The organism is Pseudoalteromonas sp. MMG013 (assembly GCF_018100885.1).
Lineage (GTDB): Bacteria > Pseudomonadota > Gammaproteobacteria > Enterobacterales > Alteromonadaceae > Pseudoalteromonas > Pseudoalteromonas aurantia.
The window spans coordinates 75,300-94,975 of record NZ_JAGJEE010000005.1 but is presented as its reverse complement, the minus strand read 5'-3'; the positions used below and the strand labels follow the sequence as shown (position 1 = coordinate 94,975).

Sequence of the window (19,676 nt, the reverse complement as noted above, 5' to 3'; positions counted from 1 at the left end):
GAAAAAACTCCATTGCTTGGTGGCTCAATAAGTTGGGAGTCGTTATAGTAATAATATTCGTAACCAAAAGTACACTGCCCATGAGTTATTTGTCTCTCGCCAATATCAATTTTTTTGCGATTATTAGTAGTTTTTTAATTATTTGCTTGGTGGTTACTGCACTGCGTTTAATCATTCAATATAAAGCAAAGCAAATACTGCATGAAGAAGTGGCAAAAAGAGACAATTTTGCGTTAGGTATTAATTACGCCTGCCAAATTGCAGTTATCTGCATTAGTATTGCCTATCTATTTGATGATATCAGTATGGCCGCTGCGCAAAAGCAACCACTGCGGGCTGCGGTATTGTTGATACTTATTTTGGCGTACATTTCTGCGGGTCAATATATCCACCGGAAATGGATTTTATATAAGTTCAACGAAGAACAAGCCATTTTAAAGCAAAATATTTGTGCCGCTTTAGTAGACTCAGGCATGCTGATCGCTAATTGTATTTTGGTTTTGGCGTTATATCACTGGGTGCACCCACGTGGCATCAGTGATTTACTGGTGGTCACACTTGGTTTTATTTTACTGCAAGGTATTTTTGCTTTAGACAGTAAGTTACGCGAAAGTCGATTTGCGAAAGTTAACCAAGGGGCGTCTTTACAACAAAACTTTAATTTAGCAAATACTTCCATTGGAATACGCTACGCTGGCAAAACTATTGGACTCGCATTAGCCATATATGCAGGCCTACACAGTGCGCCTTACCATGGCGCTACTGTGGTTGAAAACCTCTTTTCCGTCGTTTTACACTGTGGTGCAATGTGGGTGCTACTTTATGTAGCAAGCACTATTTTGCTCCAACTTTCGTTACCAAAAGTTGACATTGGACTTGAAGTTGACCACCAAGATAATATCGGTGTTGCTTGTTTAGAGTTTGCTGTTTTCGCCGCAATAGGCTATTTACTTATAAATATGTTTTCTGTGTAGTCTGCAATTGGATAAGACTTCACAAGGTGGATTTATGCCCATTAACCTCGACAATTTTTTGTTGGTAGATAGTAATTCAGAATTTAGCCGAGAGCTTGCAGAGCATCTCAAAGCAAACGATCAAGCTGAGAACCTCATTGTTGCGGGCGATAATACTCGCCACTTAGTTAAAATGATGTTTGATAACTTGATAAGCGATTATTGCTATTGCGACTTTGCCAACGAAATTAGCGTCTCTGAACTGGCGACCTATTTACATGACCACCATAAAATCCAAGGTGTGCTCATTTCATCTTTAGATTATAAGCTTGCCAATGAAGCACAGCTTTTTATCCTAGATTCGTTGCATCCTAAACGATATTTAGTTGAACAGCTTACTGATGGATATCAATACCAGTTAATATCATCAAATAGCCACAATAATCACTTATCTTGTCAATTTAGCGAGAGTGAAGACATTACTTAACCAATGCCGCTTATTCCTAACAGAGAATAACTAGACGATCGCGTCACTAACGCTTAGTATTGCTCTATTCCCCCGTTATTACAGGACTACTATGCGCGTTCCACACATCTTTCAACCCTCTAATTTTGAATTAAACACCCCTATTTCACTTGATGATGACGCAGCAGGTCATATCGCGAGAGTGTTGCGTATGCAAGTTGGTGAGCATGTGTCTTTGTTTAATAACCTTGGTGGTGAATATTTATCTGAAATAACAGAAATTAGTAAAAAGAAAGTGATTGTGACGCCAATTGAGTTCAATGATCGTGACTGTGAGTCGCCAGTAAAAATTCACTTGGGCCAAGGGATCTCCCGCGGTGATAAAATGGATTTTACCATTCAAAAAGCGGTGGAACTGGGTATAACAGAAATTACCCCTTTGTTTACTTCCCGTTGTGGGGTCAAGTTATCTGGTGAACGATTACAAAAAAAACACCTTCAATGGCAAAAAATAGCCATTGCCGCTGCGGAACAATCAGGTCGAAACACCATTACCACCATCCATCCTCCTGTTGATATCAATGACTGGTTATCTCAACCATGCGATGCTCTTAAATTAACCTTACACCCAAGAGCACAACACAGTATAAAAACATTGCCAGAACCCCGCTCTGGGATCCGCTTTATTGTCGGTCCAGAAGGCGGGTTCACTGATCAAGAAATGACAACAACGTCTGAACAAGGGTTTATTGATGTTCGTTTAGGACCAAGAGTACTGCGCACTGAAACGGCGGCACTTACTGTGCTTAGTGCACTGCAATTACAATTTGGTGATTTAGCTCTTTAATTCTGACTAACGACCCCCATATCAGAATAAAATAATTCTAAGCTAATATAGGTATCAACATGGCAAAAAAATTAGGGATCATCTCGGATCCAATTAGTGGTTTCAACATTAAAAAAGACACTGGTTTTGCCATGATGATGGCGGCGCAATCTCGTGGTTACGAGCTCTTTTATATGGAAATGGATGATCTTTATTTATATCAAGGTAATGCTATGGCTACCGCAGCTAAAGCCACTGTATTTGATGACGCAAAAAACTGGTACCAACTAGAAGAGAAACAAGATATTTCGCTCAGTGATTTAGACGTTATTCTGATGCGTAAAGATCCGCCATTTGATACTGAATATATATACGCTACTTACATGCTCGAACGTGCTGAAGAAGCGGGCACATTAGTTGTCAATAAACCACAAAGCCTGCGCGATGCTAATGAAAAGCTATTCACAGCTTGGTTTAGCGAGCACACGCCGGATACGCTTGTGACGCGCTCACAAGCGCAAATTAGAACGTTTTTAGACAAACATCAAGATATCATTCTAAAACCACTTGACGGTATGGGTGGGGCGTCTATTTTTAGAGTTAAGCATGACGACCCTAACATTGGTGTTATTTGTGAAACATTAACGGAGCATGGTAGCCGCTTTGCCATGGCTCAACAATATATTCCAGCCATCAAACAAGGTGATAAACGCGTCCTCGTGGTTGATGGCGAAGTCATGCCATATTGCCTAGCTCGTATCCCACAAGGCGGTGAGACTCGTGGTAATTTAGCCGCAGGAGGCCGTGGAGAAGCTCGCCCAATTAACGATGATGATAAAAAAATTGCCGAGGCTGTTGCACCAACCCTTAAAGAAAAAGGGCTTATTTTTGTAGGGTTAGATATTATCGGCGACAAATTGACAGAAATTAACGTCACAGCACCTACCTGTGTTAAAGAAATTGAAGCTGCATACGATATATCAATTATGGACAAGCTTTTTGATGCGATTGAACGAAAACTAAACCATACTCATTAAAATACTTAGAGGGTCAGCTTATGCAATCATTAGAAAATCATTTTTTAATCGCAATGCCAAACTTACAAGACCCTTTTTTCAAACAAACCGTCACTTATATTTGTGAACACAATGAAGAGGGGGCGATGGGCTTAGTCGTCAATCACCCTATTGATGTTACCGTTGGCGAGTTGCTTGATAAAATTGAAATTGATAATGACAAATCTAATTCAGCAGCAGATCAACAAGTGTTTGCTGGCGGACCCGTCCATACTGACAGAGGTTTTGTATTGCATACACCCACCCCTGGATACGCGTCTAGCCAAGAGCTTAGTTCAGATATCATGATCACCACATCGAAAGATGTACTTGCCTCTCTCACATCACATAATTGTCCTGATTCTTTTTTAATTACTTTAGGCTATGCAGGTTGGGAAAGGGGGCAGCTGGAGCTTGAATTACTCGAAAACTCTTGGTTAGTGATTGAAGCAGAATCAGGTATTATTTTTAACACACCACCAGAAAAAAGATGGGAAAAAGCAGTTCAAATGCTTGGTATTGATATTGCGCAACTCAGTTCGCAAGCCGGGCATGCTTAATAAACATGACAAAAAAAGAATCAACACCGCAAGGTCAGCGTACAATTATGGGTTTTGACTTTGGCACGACCAGTATTGGCATTGCTATTGGACAAGAAGTAACGGGGACTGCTAGCAGTATTGGCGCTGTAAAAGCACGTGATGGGATCCCTAATTGGGATGACATTGCCAAACATATAGAACAATGGAGACCTGATTTATTAGTCGTAGGTCTACCTCTCAATATGGATGGTACCAACCAACATGTGACGTTTGCAGCGAAAAAATTTGGGAATCGCTTAAACAATCATTTCAAAATTGCCGTCGAAACTCAAGATGAGCGATTAACCACCGCAGATGCCAAAGCCCGGTTATTTGAACAAGGTGGTTATAAAAACCTTGGTAAAGGTAATGTCGATGGTATGTCTGCTGTTATTATTTTAGAGAGTTACTTTGAAAGTGTATGGCAGTAAATAAAGCGGTAACCATAAACGCGTCTCACTCATTGAACTTCTGAGGCGTTTAAAATTTTAAATTTCGTCAGATCTGGAGTAAAGCCTGCTTGTAAGTAGGCTTTTTTTATTGCTCCTTGCTGCCTTAAAAGTGCGAGTCCTATTTGTAATGCCTTAAATGCCCGCTCTCCGTCAACATGATGGCGAGAGACCACAAAGTGACGGCTTCCTAGCAACAGGACAATCCATTTTTTATGTGCAATTAAATGGATACCCTCTAACTTATATTCATTGCCCTTACTCGGCATCAGCGGCATCAACATGAAGTCTACCCATTTTCTGCTGACCATATGCGCCTGTGCTACCCACTCATGCTCGACGGCTAAGCGCTGAAGTGGTAATAAGCTCAATGTTTGCCAATCCGTGCGCCAACGTGGTGTACTGACCGCCGAAAGGTCTTTTAGATCGTTGATTTGTTCTATTTTCTCTACTGATGCATTATTGGGCGCATAATAAATCCCTGCAAAATACTCGCCTTCTTCAATGACCGCATCGCTTATAAACACATCTTTTTTTTCGGCCTGTGCATCCGCCAACCAATAACTATCAAAACTCAGTAATAATTTACCTTGACGTAGCAAAGAAGTATTTCTGAAATTTACATTGCCGGTCTGGTATATAAATGATTTATTGAAACCACCGAGTAGTAGTGCCTGTTGAACCAAAATCATGTCAACCACATCTCGGCGAATATACCCCCCTCGAAAATCGGTAATTTCTAAAGGGGATCGACCATCTAAAAAACGCACATAGTCATTATATACATCGTCTCGAATATACATTTGCACATGCTTGTCACTATTACCATATGCATTAGGAAATAGTGACAATAGGACGAGTATAAACGTATAGCTAGCTTTTTGTATCCAAGCCATCTACTGTCACACCTTGCAAAAATCCTGCGCCTTGCTGTTCATTATTTTGTAACTTAATCATCAAACGTAAATCATTCGGTGAATCCGCATGATGAAGCGCATCAGCGTAATTAACGCGTTGCTGCTTGTACAGCTCAAACAAAGCCTGATCAAAGGTTTGCATACCAATATCACGCGATTTGCTCATTGCTTCTTTAATACCCCCAATATCCCCCTTTTTGATCAATTCAGCCACCAAAGGCGAATTAAGTAACACTTCAATAGCTGCTTCTCGCCCATCCCCTTTTGACGAAGGTACCAGTTGCTGCGCCACAATCGCACGTAAATTCAGGGCTAAATCATACTTTAATTTGTCGTGTTTCTCTTTTGGAACCAAGTGCATGATTCGATCTATTGCTTGGTTTGCATTATTCGCATGCAAGGTAGCGACACATAAATGCCCAGTTTCAGCAAAGCTTAACGCATACTCCATGGTTTCCTGTGAGCGAATTTCCCCTATCAAAATAACGTCTGGAGCTTGGCGCAAAGAGCTTTTTAGCGCCGCCTCAAAGCTTTCAGTATCTAGACCAACTTCTCTTTGCGTTATAATGCTTTTAGCGTGTTCATGAACAAACTCAATTGGATCTTCAATGGTTAGAATATGTCCACGCTGATTACGATTTCGATACCCAATTAATGCCGCTAATGACGTTGATTTACCTGTGCCAGTTCCACCAACAAACAGTAATAATCCTCGCTTTGCCATGATCACATCGGTCAGTGTTGAAGGTAAGCCTAAGTCATTTACATCTGGAATTTGTGTGACAATACGCCGTAATACCATGCCCGCACAATCTCGTTGCCAAAATGCAGAAACACGAAAGCGCCCCTGTTCAGTTGCAATTGCAAAGTTGCATTCTTTTTCAGTATGAAATTGTACTTTTTGTTTCTCGCTCATTGCTGATTCAACTAGCGAAAGTGATGTTTCTGCATCTAGTACTTGATCATCAAATGCCCTGAGTTCTCCATCTACTTTAGCACTCACAGCCAAACCGCTGGAAACAAATAAATCAGAGGCTTGTTGCTCTACCATCATTTGCAAATAGTTACTTAACATTATGGATTAACCTCTTAATATCCTGTTCCAAATTGTTTTTTATCTTGTGCTTTTTGCTGCGCATCTTGTTGCGTGATCAGGCCCCGATTAATCAAATTCGTTAAGCATTGATCCATTGTTTGCATACCATGAACTGCGCCGGTTTGAATCGCCGAATACATCTGCGCAATTTTGTCCTCACGGATCAAGTTACGAATTGCAGGAATACCTAACATGATCTCATGAGCGGCTACACGCCCTCCCCCCACTTTTTTAACCAAAGTTTGTGATATCACCGCTTGTAATGATTCAGACAGCATAGATCGCACCATATCTTTTTCTTCACCAGGAAATACATCGACGATACGGTCAATGGTTTTTGGCGCTGAAGTGGTGTGGAGTGTACCAAAAACCAAGTGGCCAGTTTCAGCAGCAGTCATGGCTAAACGAATTGTTTCTAAATCCCTCAACTCACCCACTAAGATCACATCTGGATCCTCGCGTAAAGCGCTGCGCAGTGCCGCATTGAAACTGTGCGTATCTCTATGAACTTCTCGTTGATTGATCAAACTCAATTGATTTTGGTGAACAAATTCGATTGGATCTTCAATCGTTAAAATATGATGGTGTTTAATCGCATTTATGTAATCAACCATGGCGGCCAACGTCGTAGATTTACCTGACCCTGTAGGTCCTGTAACCAATACTAACCCCCTTGGATTTTCAGCTATATCTCTAAAAATATCAGGCGCGCCTAACTCATCAAGTGTTAGCACTTTTGCTGGGATGGTACGAAATACCGCTGCAGGACCACGACTGGTGTTAAACGCATTCACACGAAAACGTGCTAAATTAGGAACCTCAAAAGAAAAGTCAACTTCAAGATTTTGCTCATAGTCTTTGCGTTGATTATCATTCATAATATCATAAACTAGCGAGTTAACATCTTTGGCCTCTAAGGTAGGAATGTTGACTCGGCGAACATCGCCATCAACTCTTATCATTGGCGAAACGCCTGATGATAAATGTAAATCCGAGGCTTTATGTTGAACACTAAAGGCCAATAATTCAGTAATATCCATGTATGACTCCACAACGAGCTGATAATTAATATGGTTACAATAGCAGAACGACTCACGTCCGCCTATTCTCGGGTCGAAATAGCCCAGCAAAACTGTCAACTTGATCACCCTGTGACAATATTAGCAGTATCTAAGACCAAACCCTTAGAAATGATCGAAAATGCGTATTTTGCAGGTCATCGTCAGTTTGGCGAATCATACGTGCAAGAAGCCGTAGAAAAAGTTCATGCATTGAAGCATCATCGTGACATTGAGTGGCACTTTATCGGTCCGATTCAATCAAATAAATCTCGCTTAGTGGCAGAGAATTTTAGTTGGGTGCAAAGTGTTGACCGGGAGAAACTTGCAAGGCGACTCAATGAGCAACGCCCCAATAACCTAATGCCACTTAACATTCTGATCCAAGTGAATATCAGTCATGATGACAATAAATCCGGCTGTACTATCAACGAAATAGAGCCCTTAGCAGCGCTTATCAATAACAGCAGACAGTTAAACTTACGCGGATTAATGACGATTACCAAAAATACCCCAGATAAAGCCAAACAATTAGAATATTTCCAGCAAATGCGTGCTTGCTTTGATAGACTAAAGGACCAATATCCTCAAGTAGATACTTTATCAATGGGTATGAGTGGCGACTTGGAATCGGCAATCACTGCTGGCACCACCATGGTACGCATTGGCACTGACATATTTGGAAAAAGACAATAAGGTAAGCAAGGCAATGTCCAACAAAAAAATTGCATTTATCGGTACTGGTAACATGAGCTACGCGATAATTGGCGGCATGATTCAAAGCGGCTTTGCACCGCAAAGTATTATCGCGACCAACCGTAATGAAGAGAAGCTAGCCAAAGTCGCTGCAGATTTTAAGGTAAAAACAACCACAGACAATATAGCAGCACTACAAGATGCTGATGTCATTGTATTGTCAGTCAAACCTCAGATGATGGCGCAGCTTTGCGAAACGCTGCAAACTGCAGACATCGATTTAAGCACTAAACTATTTGTATCCGTTGCTGCTGGTATCACCGTTGCTAGATTGCAAGAGATGCTCGGCCAGCCGGTTAAAATGGTTCGCTGTATGCCAAATACACCAAGTTTACTCGGCTTAGGCGTATCTGGGTTATTCGCCCAAGGACTCACCAGTGATGAGCACACATTTATAGAGCAAGTATTTTCAAGCACCGGTATTGCAACCTGGGTAGAAACAGAATCACAAATAAATGATATTATTGCGGTGACGGGATCTTCTCCCGCTTATTTTTTCCTGTTTATGGAAGCGATAGAAGAAAAAGCGCGAGCATTGGGGTTCAGTGCTGAGCAAGCGCGTGCTCTTGTGCAACAAACAGCTCTTGGGGCTGCACAAATGGCTGTGTCTCAGCCAGAGATAAGTATTTCCCAGTTGCGTGCGAATGTCACATCAAAAGGGGGAACCACTCATGCTGCAGTTGAACACTTAAAATCATGTAACTTACATACAACTGTTGCTGATGCTATGGACTCGTGCATCACACGTGCTCAACAAATGGAACAAGAATTATAAGGGTTTACTATGAACGCAATGCAATTTTTAATCGGGATCATTTTTGATCTTTTTCTCATGGTGGTTTTGTTGAGATTTTGGCTACAACTAGCGAAGGCTGATTTTTATAATCCATTAAGTCAAACCGTTGTAAAAGCAACCTCGTTTGCGGTTAACCCCCTGCGTAAGATAATTCCTGGCGCTGGCGGGTTAGATTTAGCATCTTTAGTCTTAGCTTTTTTAATTGGTTTTGCCAAAGTATCCCTATTAATGGTGCTATTTTATGGCGGTTGGAATGGCATAGGCGCGGCCATATCGGGCGTTATGACAGTGTTTAAAGAAGCTTTCAGCTTAGTATTTTGGATCCTGATAATTCGTGCTGTTTTGAGTTGGGTTTCACAAGGTTATAATCCAACTGCCGCTGTTTTTGAACAACTTACAGAACCTATGTTGCGCCCTATCCGTAAAGTCATTCCCCCGCTAGGTGGCTTAGACTTATCGATTCTAGTTCTTATTATTGGTATGCAGTTTTTACAAATTTTAGTAACCGATTTGTTGCGCTAATTTAATTTGGGCACTGATTAGTGCCCTTCAGGAAGACCAGTGAAAAAATTATTTCTATTACTCGTTACCTTAGCTTTTAGCTTATCTTGTTATGCAAATTCAACACAAGGGGGGCAATTTAAAAACTTAGGCCCATGGCAAGTGCATTACATCGCATTTCCATCAACGTTTATTCAGCCCAATATTGCCAAAGCCTATGGCCTTGAACGCAGTAATTACAAAGGCATAATTAATATTTCAGTATTAGCAAAGAAACAGGGCAACCCCGCGTTAAAAGCAAATTTAACAGGCGAAGCTCGCAACTTGCTTGGCAGTAAACAAATCTTGGAATTTAAGGAGGTAGTAGACGGCGATGCTATATACTACCTTGCCCAAGTCGATTTTCGAAATGAAGAGGTTTATCGCTTTAAAGTCAATATTTCGCAAGGGAATAACCATCAAGTATTAAGCTTCCAACAAAAATTTTATGTGGATTAATTAAATATGAGTCAACAAGTTGTTCTCGCAACGGGTAATCAAGGCAAAGTAAAAGAACTCGCTGCAATGCTCGCCTCACTCCATATTGACGTGTTACCCCAAAGTCAATTTAACGTCGGTGAAATTGCCGAAACAGGGACCACTTTCGTAGAGAATGCCATAATTAAAGCGCGTCATGCTGCAAAAATAACTGGTCTACCGGCAATAGCCGATGACTCAGGCATTGAAGTCGATGCGCTAAAAGGCGCGCCTGGCGTTTACTCAGCACGCTTTGCAGGACCCGATGCAAGCGATCAAGACAATATCAATAAATTACTGCTAGAATTAACCAATATAGAGCAAAGAACCGCACGTTTTTGGTGTGTACTGGTTTACATGCGCCACGAACACGACCCAACGCCAATCATCTGCCAAGCCAGTTGGGAAGGGGAAATTACCCTAACACAACAAGGCCGTGAAGGGTTTGGATACGATCCCGTATTTTATGTACCAAGTGAAGGATGTACATCAGCGCAATTAACGAAGGAGCAAAAAAATGCAATTAGCCATCGTGGTCAAGCATTGCAGATGCTACTTGCGCAGTTTAAGGCGATTATGTGAAGTTACCTCCGTTAAGTTTATATGTGCACGTACCTTGGTGCGTGCAAAAGTGTCCTTATTGCGACTTCAACAGCCATAGTAAAAAAGGCACCATTCCCGAAAAAGAGTATGTCCAACACCTTATTGACGACCTAAAAGCGGATTTGTCACTCGTGCAAGGTAGAAAGCTCCACAGTATATTTATTGGTGGCGGCACACCAAGTTTATTATCAGCAGACGCCTATGTCCGACTACTTTCTGAAGTGGAGCGCTTAATTGGATTTGAGGATGGTATTGAAATTACTTTAGAGGCTAACCCAGGAACGGTAGAAACCGACCGCTTTAAGCGGTATGCCGACGCAGGCATTAATCGTATCTCTATTGGCGTACAAAGCTTACAAACAGATAAACTAAAAGCGCTTGGTAGGATCCATGGGGAACAAGAAGCCATTAACGCAGCTTATGAAGCTCAATCTGCCGGCCTCCGATCATTTAATATGGACTTGATGCATGGCCTACCAGGGCAAAACATTGATGACGCACTCAGCGATTTAAAGCGTGTAATAGAGCTTGAGCCACCTCATATATCTTGGTATCAATTAACGATTGAGCCCAACACGCAATTTGCCTCAAAGCCCCCAACCCTTCCTGAAGATGAAACGCTTTGGGATATACAAGAGCAAGGCCAAGCTATGTTAGCTGAGGCTGGGTATCAACACTACGAAATATCGGGATATGCTAAACCCCAGTTTCAGTGTCGCCATAACCTCAATTATTGGCAGTTCGGCGATTATCTTGGTATTGGTTGTGGTGCTCATGGCAAAATTACACAGCCTGAAAAAAACCATATTTTACGAACTGAAAAAGTAAAACACCCTCGCGGGTATATGGACTTATCTAAACCCTACGTATATAAAAGTTGGCAAGTCGATAAATCCGATCGAGCATTTGAATTTTTTATGAATTGCTTTCGATTACAAGCCCCTTGTGATAAACAAGCATTTATTGATTTTACTGGGCTTTCATTAGCTGATGTACATGCTCCGATAGAGCAAGCATTGGCCCAAGGACTACTTTCAGATAACGATTTGTCATGGTTGGTTACAAATAAGGGCCACAGATATTTAAATGACCTGCTAGAATTATTTGTCTAGGTTGGCGACTTACCCGCCAATGAACCAATACTAAATGACAAATTACCGCCATATGGCACATAAATAAAAAAGGGTATAATGATGCGTAAACTGACCTTTATTGCTGCTGCAATTAGCGTAGCTTTATTAGGTGGTTGTCAGCAAACAGCTGATAAACCTGCTCCTGCACCACAAGTTCAAGTTGAACAGAGTGAAATCACCAAAGCCAATGAGTTTTTCGAAGAAGTATTCACAAGCAGTGTAATGCGCAGCCCCATATACCAAACATATATGGGGATCAAACAAGACTACGATAAGTGGGATGATGATACTGAAGAAAATACGCTTAAAGAACTTGCGATCACGAAAAAGAATCTTGTCACACTTAACAGTATTGACCGTAACAAACTCGATGAAGCGACTCAGGTTAGTTACGACTTAATGCAACAAAGTTTAGAAAATGACATTGCCGACTTTAAATGGCGTCATCATAACTACCCAGTAAACCAGATGTTTGGTACACATTCGATGATACCGGCATTTTTAATCAATCAGCACCAAATTGGTAATGTAAAAGAAGCAAAAGATTACATTGCTCGATTAAATGGTGTACCAGTGGTTTTTGACCAATTGATTGATGGTTTAGAAATTCGTATGAATAAAGGCATTATTGCGCCAAAGTTTGTGTTCCCACACGTCATTGAATCAAGTAAAAACATCATTGTTGGTGCACCTTTTGAAAAAGGTGATGACTCAACTCTGCTAGCTGACTTTAAACGTAAAGTTGCCAAGCTAGAAATTAAAGAGAGTGAAAAATCTGCACTTATCGATGACGCCACTCAAGCATTAAAAGTGGCGGTTAAGCCTGCTTACAGCAAGCTAATTAACTACTTAGCCAAGCTAGAGAAAAAAGCAGATAGCCGTGATGGTGCATGGAAATTTCCAAACGGTGAGCAATTCTTTAACAATGCACTAGCGCGTACCACAACAACTGATTTAACAGCCAAAGAAATTCATAATATCGGCCTTTCTGAAGTTGCACGTATTCATGACGAAATGCGTGAAATAAAAGAAAAAGTAGGCTTTAAAGGCGACTTAGCAGCATTTATGGAGTTCATGAAAACTGACAAACAGTTTTACCTACCGAACACCGAAGAAGGTAAAGAGAAGTACCTTAAAGATGCAACTGCGATGATAGATAACATGAAGTCTCGTCTTGATGAACTGTTTATTATCAAACCAAAAGCAGACATGACTGTTAAACGTGTTGAAGCATTTAGAGAAAAAGCAGCGGGTAAAGCCTTCTATCAGCAACCTGCGCCAGATGGCTCTCGTCCAGGTGTTTATTACGCAAACCTGTATGACATGGAAGCAATGCCCACTTACCAAATGGAAGCATTGGCTTACCATGAAGGTATTCCTGGCCACCACATGCAAATTGCCATCGCACAAGAACTTGAGGGTGTCCCTAAGTTCCGTAAGTTCGGTCGCTATACAGCGTACACTGAAGGTTGGGGACTATATTCAGAGTTAGTTCCAAAAGAAATGGGATTATATGAAGACCCTTATTCTGATTTTGGTCGTCTAGCAATGGAATTATGGCGTGCATGTCGTCTCGTTGTTGATACTGGTATTCATGCGATGAAGTGGACTCGCCAAGAAGGTATTGATTATTATGTAAACAACACACCGAATGCAAAATCTGATGCGGTTAAAATGGTAGAGCGTCATATTGTTATGCCTTCGCAAGCAACGGCATATAAAATTGGTATGTTAAAGATAGTAGAGCTTCGCGAAGCGGCTAAGAAAGAACTAGGTGAAAAGTTTGATATCCGCCAATTTCATGATGTTGTTCTTAAGAGTGGTCCATTACCACTAAACGTATTAGAAAAGTTCGTTGATGAATGGGTTGCGAGTAAAAAAGCGTAAGCACACTCATCCATATTGAACAAACAGTTTAAATAAAGGCTCATTATTAGAATGAGCCTTTTTATTTTTTCAAGTGCAAATTATTTGGTCCGGCTTAAAAATGACATAAAAAAAAAGCTCACACTAATGTGTGAGCTTTTTTCTTAATGAGTGAGTCAGCCTATAAGCCGGGTTCTGTAATAGATAATCATTCGTCTAGGCCTAGGATCGCTCCTCGGCTCAAGCAACCTACCCGGTTCCAACGTGGGCCACGCCATAAGGAACCCTATTTGGTCTTGCTCCGGGTGGAGTTTACCTTGCAACCAACTGTTACCAGTGGTCCGGTGCGCTCTTACCGCACCCTTTCACCCTTACCAACTCGAAAGTTGGCGGTCTTCTCTCTGCTGCACTTGTCGTAGGCTTTCGCCTCCCAGCCGTTAGCTGGCACCCTGCCCTGTGGAGCCCGGACTTTCCTCCCCCTGATCATTTTCGTCACAGGCAGCGATTATCCGGCTGACTCGCGGCGGATTATACGGTAAACCGAGGAAAAGCTCACGCTTTTACTGTTCTTTTTCTGCAATTGCCGCTTTATATAGTGCATTCTTTTTTAAACCAAAGTACTCAGCCACCACACCACATGCTTTTTTCAATGGCATTTCAGGTTCTAGTAACGATAGCATCCGCTTTGCATCGGCTGGAATTTCATCTTGCTGCTTTGGCTTACCAGGTAACATCAAGACTAATTCACCCCGTTGCTTTTCCGGTTCTTCGGTTAAAAACTCAATCAGGTCTGTAACCGTGCCACTGAAAAATGTTTCATAGGTTTTCGTCAGCTCTTTGGCAAAAACCACCTGTTGCTGCGAACCCAATGCCGCTTTCAAGTCATCTAAACTGGCCATGATCCGGTGCGTACTTTCGTACATGATGCTGGTAATGTGGCTCTCGTAAGCATCGATAAAAAACTGCTGCCGTGCTTGGCTTTTCGCAGGTGTGAATCCCACGAACTGAAACCTGTCTGTCGGTAGCCCTGAACAACTGACTGCCGTTATCGCCGCACATGCTCCCGGCACAGGTGTGACATTCGCACCTTGTGCTCGACATAAGTTTACAACCGAATAACCAGGGTCACTAATCAGAGGCGTGCCTGCATCTGATACTAACGCAATATCCAAGCCTTCATTTAGCCAATCAAGCACCTGCTGTGCTTTTTGCTTTTCATTGTGGTCATGTAGCGCAAATGTTTTTGCTTTAATATTAAAATGACTAAGTAATTTACCTGTATGGCGTGTATCTTCAGCCGCGATTAAGTCAACGTCAGATAATGTTGCTAAAGCGCGTTCGCTGATGTCGCCTAAATTACCAATTGGCGTTGCAACCACGTAGAGGGTGCCTATTTTATCTGTGTTGTGTGCTTTAATCATTGAGCTCTCCAGTTTCAATCAGTAAGATAGGCCTTAATAGAGAACTTCATCAAGGGTCCATAGTGCGACTGAAAGTAATTAGTCTTGTAATTGGTATATTGTCAGGCTTATCCGCCTGTAGCACAACCGAAAAAGCAACAAACGTGACAGTTACGGAAGATAATCAACAACAACGTATACCTGATGTACTAAATGCATCTGGCCTTTTCAATAAAGCGATTTCCAAACAAGGCATTCATAAAATTCAGTTACTCTATAGTGCGCGAGAAGCCGCTATCATCGAACAAGATTGGCAGACACTAGAACAAGCCTGTTTAGCGCTGGAAAGTAAAAACAGTGTCGACCATGTACAAAATAAGCTGTACATCGCACTCGCTCGTAAAGAAATGGCGAATTACACGGATGCATTATCCATTTTAAGAACCCTTTCAGAGCAACTCAAACTTCCCGAGCATCAAGGCTGGCATCAGTATTTAATGGGCAGCATATATGCCTCTCAGCAATTGCCCAAAAAAGCACTGGTTCATTACTTCAAAGCTTCGGATATTGCATTTCAAAACAACTTAACCTTTGCGAGCTTAAACGACGAAACTTGGCGGGCATTGCAACAGCTTTCTTCCTACGCGTTGGAGCGCTTTGATACTGGCTCGGTTGTGCAACAAGGCTGGACAAAACTAGCCAAGTACCAACAGATTTACCTCGGTACTGGTGTTGAACTTCACCAAGCGATGAACAATTGGCAACGCCGCTTTATCAACCACCCTGCTAGCTATATTCTGCCCAAAGAGGTCACACAAGCGGTATTATTGTCACCATATGAAACTAAAAAGCTGGCGATACTTTTACCTCAGTCAGGGCCAAGCGAGCGACTAGGTGCCGCATTAAAAAATGGCTTTTTAGCCGCCAGTGATAATTGGCCCGATAGCGAAATTTTTTTTATTGATGAAATGCAAACGAATACAGAAATAGAAGCACAGTTAGCGCAAAACCAGGCTGACTTTGTGATTGGTCCACTATTAAAAAGCAATATTGAAAAACTCAGTGATAGCAGCACACTGCATGTATTACCCACAATCCACCTCAATACAAAAAGTTCACAGAGCCAGAAAAACCCAAATCATTACTACTTTGCACTAAACCCTGAGCATGAAGTAGAGCAGGCTTTAGTTCACTTTTTGGCAAAGAAATACCAAAAACCCATGTTACTCGCGCCTGACTCTAGCTCTGGAAAAAGACTCGTGGAACACTTTAGCGAACAATGGCGGTTGTACAGTGAAGCAGCGCCTGAAGTTGGCTTATATACCGACAGTAAGAACATGGCCAAAGTTATCGCCAACTTATTAGAAGTAGAGAACTCTAAACAGCGCATAAAAACGATTGAAAGTTTATATCGTAAAACGGATATAGAAAGTGAAACACGTTCTCGTAGAGACATTGATGTGATTTATATACTTGGGAACGCTTCAGAGACACGTCTGTTGAAACCCTATTTAGACGTCAATGTCAGTACATTCGCTCCTAAGATCCCTTTATATGCAAGCTCTCGTAGCTATAGCCGACGTATCGATACCACCGATAAAAGCGATCTAGAAGGCTTATACTTTACGGAACAGCCGTGGATGTTGCCCAATACAACAGATAACCGAGCGCTGAGACATCAATATATGCAACTGTGGCCGGAACAAGCTGATATAGAACAACGTTTATTTGCAATGGCATTTGATGCCGTTGCACTTATAGGTGAAATAAAGCAACTGGCAAAAATACCAGGTAAAGAGTTTATTGGTTTAACTGGGCAATTGAGTATTAAATCCAATAATACTATTCACAGAAGGTTGAAATGGGCTCAGTATTACAAACAACAGATCCGCACAATCAATTTAAACGAGCAAGCACCGTTACCTTTATTTATGCAAAGTGCCGCAGCTGAAAATAGGATCTTGAAGAAATAATTATACCGTTAAGGAAGACATATGCTAAAAGGACTATTTAGCAACTCACGAGATAAAGGTTCGTATTACGAACGTCTCGCCGAATCATACTTACAGCAACATGGGTTGATTCCAGAAACAAACAATTATTATTGCCGGTATGGTGAAATTGATTTAATTATGCGAGATAACAATACTTTGGTTTTTATTGAAGTAAAATATCGCAAAAATACACAATTTGGTGGAGCTTTATCGGCTTTATCATATAAAAAACAACAAAGATTAAAGCGCAGTATTTATCAGTATTTGACAGAGCAACAGTTGCATAATACTCAAGTACGCGTAGACTTTGTAGCAATCGAGGGTGAGAATCCTCCAAATATACAATGGATTAAGAGCGTTTTTTGATATGCAAGAATCTATTAAAACGATTTTTACAGAAAGTATTCAAGCACAAATTGCAGCTGGTGAAGTACTCCCCAGTTCCCTAGAAGCTGCAGCACTGACAATTGTGCAAAGTTTAATTAATGGTAATAAAGTGGTGTGTTGTGGCGTGCCCAGTTGCCATATGTTGGCCACTCATATGGCTGGGTTATTAGTCAACTTCTACGAAACCGAAAGACCTTGCTTACCTGCGATTGCCTTAACGCAGAACAGCATACACCTTGGCAGTACGGGCTCCGACGATGATATGGAGCATTATGCCCGTCAAGTAAGAGCCTTTGGCCAACAAGGTGATTTACTGCTCGTCATCGGTGTAAATGGGAATGAGAAGAGTGTGGTGAGCGCAGCGGAAGCTGCATTAACTAAAGATATGAAAGTCATTGCATTAATTGGTGATGATGGTGGCGAACTGACCGGGCTACTTGGCCCAACCGATGTTGAAATCAGAGTACCGAGTAAGCGTCCAAGTCGTATTGTTGAGTCCCATTTATTTTCCATACACTGCTTAAGTCAGCTCATTGATGACACCTTATTCCCACAGGAAGAACACTAAATGCGTATAAAACCGATTGCGTTATTACTCAGCCTTACTCTCTTACAAGGCTGTGCCGCAGCCGTTGTAGCAGGTACAGCCAGCGCAATGTCGGCTGCGAATGATCGTCGTACCATTGGTACACAAATTGATGACAATAATATCGAAATAAAAGGAACGCTTGCCATAAAAAGCATTGACCGCCTATCTAAACATGCCAATATTAGTCTGGTCAGTGTTAATGGTATTGTACTTATGGTTGGGCAAGTGAGTAATATTGAAATGCAGGCTGAAGCTGAGAATGCATTAAAAACGATACCAGCAATACGTAGCGTTCATAATCAACTACGAATTGGAACAAACATCGGGCTAACAACACAAACACACGATACATGGCTTACCTCTAAAGTAAAAACCAGACTCTTAGCCGACGAAAATGTCAGTGGTAACAATATAAAAGTTGTGACCGAGAACTCAGAGGTTTTCTTAATGGGCTTAGTTGCGCCAGCTGAAGCAGAACAAGCTGTTGAGATTGCCAGAAATATCAGTGGTGTGGAGCGCGTTATTAAGGCATTCGAATACCTCTAATAGTGAACCTAATTTTCCCAATTCAATAACGACCAAAGTACGCATAAAAAAACCCGCTGAATGCGGGTTTTTTACTGACTAAATAGTCGCTATTTGACCACTCTTAGATGAGAACCTTTCTTTTTCTCAGGTTTTTCAACAGGATCAGGCGATACTGTTTCTTCACTTTCTACGGGCTCTAGCGTCTCTTCAAGCTCAGCATCATCAAATGCATCTTGAGTAAAGACAGTACCTTCACCATTTTCTCGAGCGTAGATAGCCAATACTGCACCTAAAGGTACATAGACCTGCATAGGTTGACCACCAAATCGCGCATTAAAACTAAGTTGCTCATTATCCAAAGAAAATGCAGTAACTGCTGAAGGACTGATATTCAAAACTATTTGCCCATCCTGAACAAATTGCGTTGGTACTTGTACCTCAGGATAATCAGCATTTACCACTAAATGAGGGGTGCATTCATTATCAACAATCCAGTCGAAAAATGCTCTCAATAAGTATGGGCGATTTGGCGTCATTATGATCTGATCTCGCGTTCTGCTTCAGTTAATGATGCCTGGAACGAATCACGCTCGAATAAACGTAGCATGTAATCTTTCATCTCTTTTGCACCTGCGCCATTAAGCTCAATACCCAGTTCTGGTAAGCGCCACAGTAACGGTGCTAAATAACAATCAACTAAGCTAAACTCTTCACTCATAAAATACGGTGCTTCAGTAAAGATTGCCGCAACCGCTAATAGCGCTTCAGTTAAATCTCTACGTGCAATCGCAGCATCAGAACCACCTTCTGAGATTTTTGCTGCTAGGCTATACCAGTCATTTTCAATACGGTGCATCATTAAACGACTGCGACCACGCATAACTGGATATACAGGCATTAGTGGAGGGTGTGGAAAACGCTCATCAAGATATTCCATGATGATGTCTGCACGGTAAAGACCAAGCTCACGATCAATTAAAGTTGGTACAGTGCCATAAGGGTTTATCTCATGAAGAGCTTCTGGCAGATTGTCCTTTTCTGCTAGGTGGATATCAACACTTACGCCTTTCTCTGCAAGTACAATACGTACTTGGTGACTGTACATACAGTTCGCACCAGAGAAAAGTGTCATTACAGGGCGCTTATTGGCAGCAACGGCCATGCCTACCTCCATTAATAATTACAAAAGTAATAAATCACTTTAAA

Annotated in this window: 23 protein-coding genes and 1 other RNA gene; 17 read left to right on the top strand and 7 right to left on the bottom strand. The window is 41.5% G+C overall.

Annotation, left to right across the window (positions count from 1 at the left end):
* Nucleotides 1-80 precede the first annotated feature (80 nt).
* The 6 genes from J8L98_RS07130 to ruvX all read left to right on the top strand — a co-directional run bounded on the left by J8L98_RS07130 (nt 81) and on the right by ruvX (nt 4,312).
* Nucleotides 81-974 carry a hypothetical protein gene (locus tag J8L98_RS07130; RefSeq protein WP_192506350.1) on the top strand — a complete coding sequence of 298 codons (894 nt, stop codon included), beginning with the start codon at nt 81-83 and terminating at the stop codon, nt 972-974.
* Between the two features lie 34 nt (nt 975-1,008).
* Nucleotides 1,009-1,440 carry a hypothetical protein gene (locus tag J8L98_RS07125; protein ID WP_192506349.1) on the top strand — a complete coding sequence of 144 codons (432 nt, stop codon included), beginning with the start codon at nt 1,009-1,011 and terminating at the stop codon, nt 1,438-1,440.
* A 91-nt stretch (nt 1,441-1,531) separates the two neighbouring features.
* Nucleotides 1,532-2,266 carry a 16S rRNA (uracil(1498)-N(3))-methyltransferase gene (gene rsmE / locus J8L98_RS07120; RefSeq protein ID WP_192506348.1) on the top strand — a complete coding sequence of 245 codons (735 nt, stop codon included), beginning with the start codon at nt 1,532-1,534 and terminating at the stop codon, nt 2,264-2,266.
* A gap of 59 nt (nt 2,267-2,325) precedes the next feature.
* Nucleotides 2,326-3,282: a glutathione synthase gene (gene gshB, locus J8L98_RS07115; protein ID WP_210995858.1), complete on the top strand. Its 957-nt coding sequence runs from the start codon at nt 2,326-2,328 to the stop codon at nt 3,280-3,282.
* A 20-nt stretch (nt 3,283-3,302) separates the two neighbouring features.
* On the top strand, nt 3,303-3,860 hold the full coding sequence (locus J8L98_RS07110; protein ID WP_192506346.1) for a YqgE/AlgH family protein: 558 nt from the start codon (nt 3,303-3,305) through the stop codon (nt 3,858-3,860).
* Nucleotides 3,861-3,865: 5 nt separating this feature from the next.
* Nucleotides 3,866-4,312 carry a Holliday junction resolvase RuvX gene (gene ruvX, locus J8L98_RS07105; RefSeq protein WP_210995857.1) on the top strand — a complete coding sequence of 149 codons (447 nt, stop codon included), beginning with the start codon at nt 3,866-3,868 and terminating at the stop codon, nt 4,310-4,312.
* Between the two features lie 29 nt (nt 4,313-4,341).
* Here the strand turns inward: ruvX and J8L98_RS07100 are convergent, their stop codons facing one another.
* Genes J8L98_RS07100 through J8L98_RS07090 form a run of 3 tightly spaced genes read right to left on the bottom strand, consistent with a single transcriptional unit; the run spans nt 4,342 to nt 7,383 of the window.
* On the bottom strand, nt 4,342-5,226 hold the full coding sequence (locus J8L98_RS07100; protein WP_210995856.1) for a hypothetical protein: 885 nt from the start codon (nt 5,224-5,226) through the stop codon (nt 4,342-4,344).
* Nucleotides 5,204-6,322, bottom strand: coding sequence for a PilT/PilU family type 4a pilus ATPase (locus tag J8L98_RS07095; protein ID WP_192506343.1), 1,119 nt, complete (start codon nt 6,320-6,322; stop codon nt 5,204-5,206). Before J8L98_RS07095 ends, J8L98_RS07100 begins: the two co-directional genes overlap by 23 nt.
* A 14-nt stretch (nt 6,323-6,336) precedes the next feature.
* Nucleotides 6,337-7,383 carry a type IV pilus twitching motility protein PilT gene (locus tag J8L98_RS07090; protein ID WP_210995855.1) on the bottom strand — a complete coding sequence of 349 codons (1,047 nt, stop codon included), beginning with the start codon at nt 7,381-7,383 and terminating at the stop codon, nt 6,337-6,339.
* Between the two features lie 30 nt (nt 7,384-7,413).
* Between J8L98_RS07090 and J8L98_RS07085 the strand changes: the two genes are divergently transcribed.
* The 7 genes from J8L98_RS07085 to J8L98_RS07055 all read left to right on the top strand — a co-directional run bounded on the left by J8L98_RS07085 (nt 7,414) and on the right by J8L98_RS07055 (nt 13,593).
* Nucleotides 7,414-8,097: a YggS family pyridoxal phosphate-dependent enzyme gene (locus tag J8L98_RS07085; RefSeq protein WP_210995854.1), complete on the top strand. Its 684-nt coding sequence runs from the start codon at nt 7,414-7,416 to the stop codon at nt 8,095-8,097.
* 13 nt (nt 8,098-8,110) lie between these two features.
* Nucleotides 8,111-8,932 (top strand): pyrroline-5-carboxylate reductase, encoded by an 822-nt coding sequence (gene proC / locus J8L98_RS07080; RefSeq protein WP_210995853.1) that lies wholly within the window; start codon nt 8,111-8,113, stop codon nt 8,930-8,932.
* A 9-nt stretch (nt 8,933-8,941) separates the two neighbouring features.
* The gene (locus J8L98_RS07075) at nt 8,942-9,475 is read left to right on the top strand and encodes a YggT family protein (RefSeq protein WP_192506340.1); all 534 of its coding nucleotides are present in this window, start codon (nt 8,942-8,944) and stop codon (nt 9,473-9,475) included.
* 39 nt (nt 9,476-9,514) lie between these two features.
* Nucleotides 9,515-9,952: a DUF4426 domain-containing protein gene (locus J8L98_RS07070; RefSeq protein WP_210995852.1), complete on the top strand. Its 438-nt coding sequence runs from the start codon at nt 9,515-9,517 to the stop codon at nt 9,950-9,952.
* 6 nt (nt 9,953-9,958) lie between these two features.
* Nucleotides 9,959-10,552, top strand: a complete 594-nt coding sequence (locus J8L98_RS07065) for an XTP/dITP diphosphatase (protein WP_210995851.1) — start codon at nt 9,959-9,961, stop codon at nt 10,550-10,552.
* Nucleotides 10,549-11,685: a radical SAM family heme chaperone HemW gene (gene hemW, locus J8L98_RS07060; RefSeq protein ID WP_210995850.1), complete on the top strand. Its 1,137-nt coding sequence runs from the start codon at nt 10,549-10,551 to the stop codon at nt 11,683-11,685. The genes J8L98_RS07065 and hemW overlap by 4 nt, the downstream gene beginning before the upstream one ends.
* Before the next feature lie 81 nt (nt 11,686-11,766).
* Nucleotides 11,767-13,593 carry a DUF885 domain-containing protein gene (locus tag J8L98_RS07055; RefSeq protein WP_210995989.1) on the top strand — a complete coding sequence of 609 codons (1,827 nt, stop codon included), beginning with the start codon at nt 11,767-11,769 and terminating at the stop codon, nt 13,591-13,593.
* Between the two features lie 147 nt (nt 13,594-13,740).
* On the opposite strand, the gene rnpB is transcribed toward J8L98_RS07055, so the two are convergent.
* Nucleotides 13,741-14,093, bottom strand: an RNA gene (gene rnpB / locus J8L98_RS07050) — RNase P RNA component class A.
* A gap of 39 nt (nt 14,094-14,132) precedes the next feature.
* Nucleotides 14,133-14,993: a 16S rRNA (cytidine(1402)-2'-O)-methyltransferase gene (rsmI, locus tag J8L98_RS07045; RefSeq protein WP_210995849.1), complete on the bottom strand. Its 861-nt coding sequence runs from the start codon at nt 14,991-14,993 to the stop codon at nt 14,133-14,135.
* Nucleotides 14,994-15,055: 62 nt separating this feature from the next.
* Here rsmI and J8L98_RS07040 point away from each other — a divergent pair, with 62 nt between their 5' ends.
* Genes J8L98_RS07040 through dolP form a run of 4 tightly spaced genes read left to right on the top strand, consistent with a single transcriptional unit; the run spans nt 15,056 to nt 18,488 of the window.
* Nucleotides 15,056-16,945, top strand: a complete 1,890-nt coding sequence (locus J8L98_RS07040) for a penicillin-binding protein activator (RefSeq protein WP_210995848.1) — start codon at nt 15,056-15,058, stop codon at nt 16,943-16,945.
* 21 nt (nt 16,946-16,966) lie between these two features.
* Nucleotides 16,967-17,332 carry a YraN family protein gene (locus J8L98_RS07035; RefSeq protein ID WP_210995847.1) on the top strand — a complete coding sequence of 122 codons (366 nt, stop codon included), beginning with the start codon at nt 16,967-16,969 and terminating at the stop codon, nt 17,330-17,332.
* Nucleotide 17,333: 1 nt separating this feature from the next.
* Nucleotides 17,334-17,921 (top strand): SIS domain-containing protein, encoded by a 588-nt coding sequence (locus J8L98_RS07030; protein ID WP_210995846.1) that lies wholly within the window; start codon nt 17,334-17,336, stop codon nt 17,919-17,921.
* Nucleotides 17,922-18,488, top strand: coding sequence for a division/outer membrane stress-associated lipid-binding lipoprotein (gene dolP / locus J8L98_RS07025; RefSeq protein ID WP_192506332.1), 567 nt, complete (start codon nt 17,922-17,924; stop codon nt 18,486-18,488).
* An 89-nt stretch (nt 18,489-18,577) separates the two neighbouring features.
* Here dolP and J8L98_RS07020 read toward each other — a convergent pair whose 3' ends face one another.
* Together J8L98_RS07020 and sspA are read right to left on the bottom strand one after the other, a co-directional pair.
* On the bottom strand, nt 18,578-19,006 hold the full coding sequence (locus J8L98_RS07020; protein WP_210995845.1) for a ClpXP protease specificity-enhancing factor: 429 nt from the start codon (nt 19,004-19,006) through the stop codon (nt 18,578-18,580).
* On the bottom strand, nt 19,006-19,632 hold the full coding sequence (gene sspA, locus J8L98_RS07015; protein WP_119860958.1) for a stringent starvation protein SspA: 627 nt from the start codon (nt 19,630-19,632) through the stop codon (nt 19,006-19,008). Before sspA ends, J8L98_RS07020 begins: the two co-directional genes overlap by 1 nt.
* Nucleotides 19,633-19,676 lie beyond the last annotated feature (44 nt).

Coding starts and splice junctions, on each gene's coding strand:
- J8L98_RS07095 (WP_192506343.1), bottom strand. CDS start 6,322: ATGTTAAGTAACTATTTGCAAATGATGGTAGAGCAACAAGCCTCTGAT.
- rsmE (WP_192506348.1), top strand. CDS start 1,532: ATGCGCGTTCCACACATCTTTCAACCCTCTAATTTTGAATTAAACACC.
- J8L98_RS07100 (WP_210995856.1), bottom strand. CDS start 5,226: ATGGCTTGGATACAAAAAGCTAGCTATACGTTTATACTCGTCCTATTG.
- J8L98_RS07020 (WP_210995845.1), bottom strand. CDS start 19,006: ATGACGCCAAATCGCCCATACTTATTGAGAGCATTTTTCGACTGGATT.
- J8L98_RS07055 (WP_210995989.1), top strand. CDS start 11,767: ATGCGTAAACTGACCTTTATTGCTGCTGCAATTAGCGTAGCTTTATTA.
- J8L98_RS07030 (WP_210995846.1), top strand. CDS start 17,334: ATGCAAGAATCTATTAAAACGATTTTTACAGAAAGTATTCAAGCACAA.
- J8L98_RS07075 (WP_192506340.1), top strand. CDS start 8,942: ATGAACGCAATGCAATTTTTAATCGGGATCATTTTTGATCTTTTTCTC.
- rsmI (WP_210995849.1), bottom strand. CDS start 14,993: ATGATTAAAGCACACAACACAGATAAAATAGGCACCCTCTACGTGGTT.
- J8L98_RS07125 (WP_192506349.1), top strand. CDS start 1,009: ATGCCCATTAACCTCGACAATTTTTTGTTGGTAGATAGTAATTCAGAA.
- sspA (WP_119860958.1), bottom strand. CDS start 19,632: ATGGCCGTTGCTGCCAATAAGCGCCCTGTAATGACACTTTTCTCTGGT.
- proC (WP_210995853.1), top strand. CDS start 8,111: ATGTCCAACAAAAAAATTGCATTTATCGGTACTGGTAACATGAGCTAC.
- gshB (WP_210995858.1), top strand. CDS start 2,326: ATGGCAAAAAAATTAGGGATCATCTCGGATCCAATTAGTGGTTTCAAC.
- J8L98_RS07090 (WP_210995855.1), bottom strand. CDS start 7,383: ATGGATATTACTGAATTATTGGCCTTTAGTGTTCAACATAAAGCCTCG.
- J8L98_RS07065 (WP_210995851.1), top strand. CDS start 9,959: ATGAGTCAACAAGTTGTTCTCGCAACGGGTAATCAAGGCAAAGTAAAA.
- J8L98_RS07035 (WP_210995847.1), top strand. CDS start 16,967: ATGCTAAAAGGACTATTTAGCAACTCACGAGATAAAGGTTCGTATTAC.
- dolP (WP_192506332.1), top strand. CDS start 17,922: ATGCGTATAAAACCGATTGCGTTATTACTCAGCCTTACTCTCTTACAA.
- ruvX (WP_210995857.1), top strand. CDS start 3,866: ATGACAAAAAAAGAATCAACACCGCAAGGTCAGCGTACAATTATGGGT.
- J8L98_RS07130 (WP_192506350.1), top strand. CDS start 81: ATGAGTTATTTGTCTCTCGCCAATATCAATTTTTTTGCGATTATTAGT.
- J8L98_RS07085 (WP_210995854.1), top strand. CDS start 7,414: ATGGTTACAATAGCAGAACGACTCACGTCCGCCTATTCTCGGGTCGAA.
- J8L98_RS07110 (WP_192506346.1), top strand. CDS start 3,303: ATGCAATCATTAGAAAATCATTTTTTAATCGCAATGCCAAACTTACAA.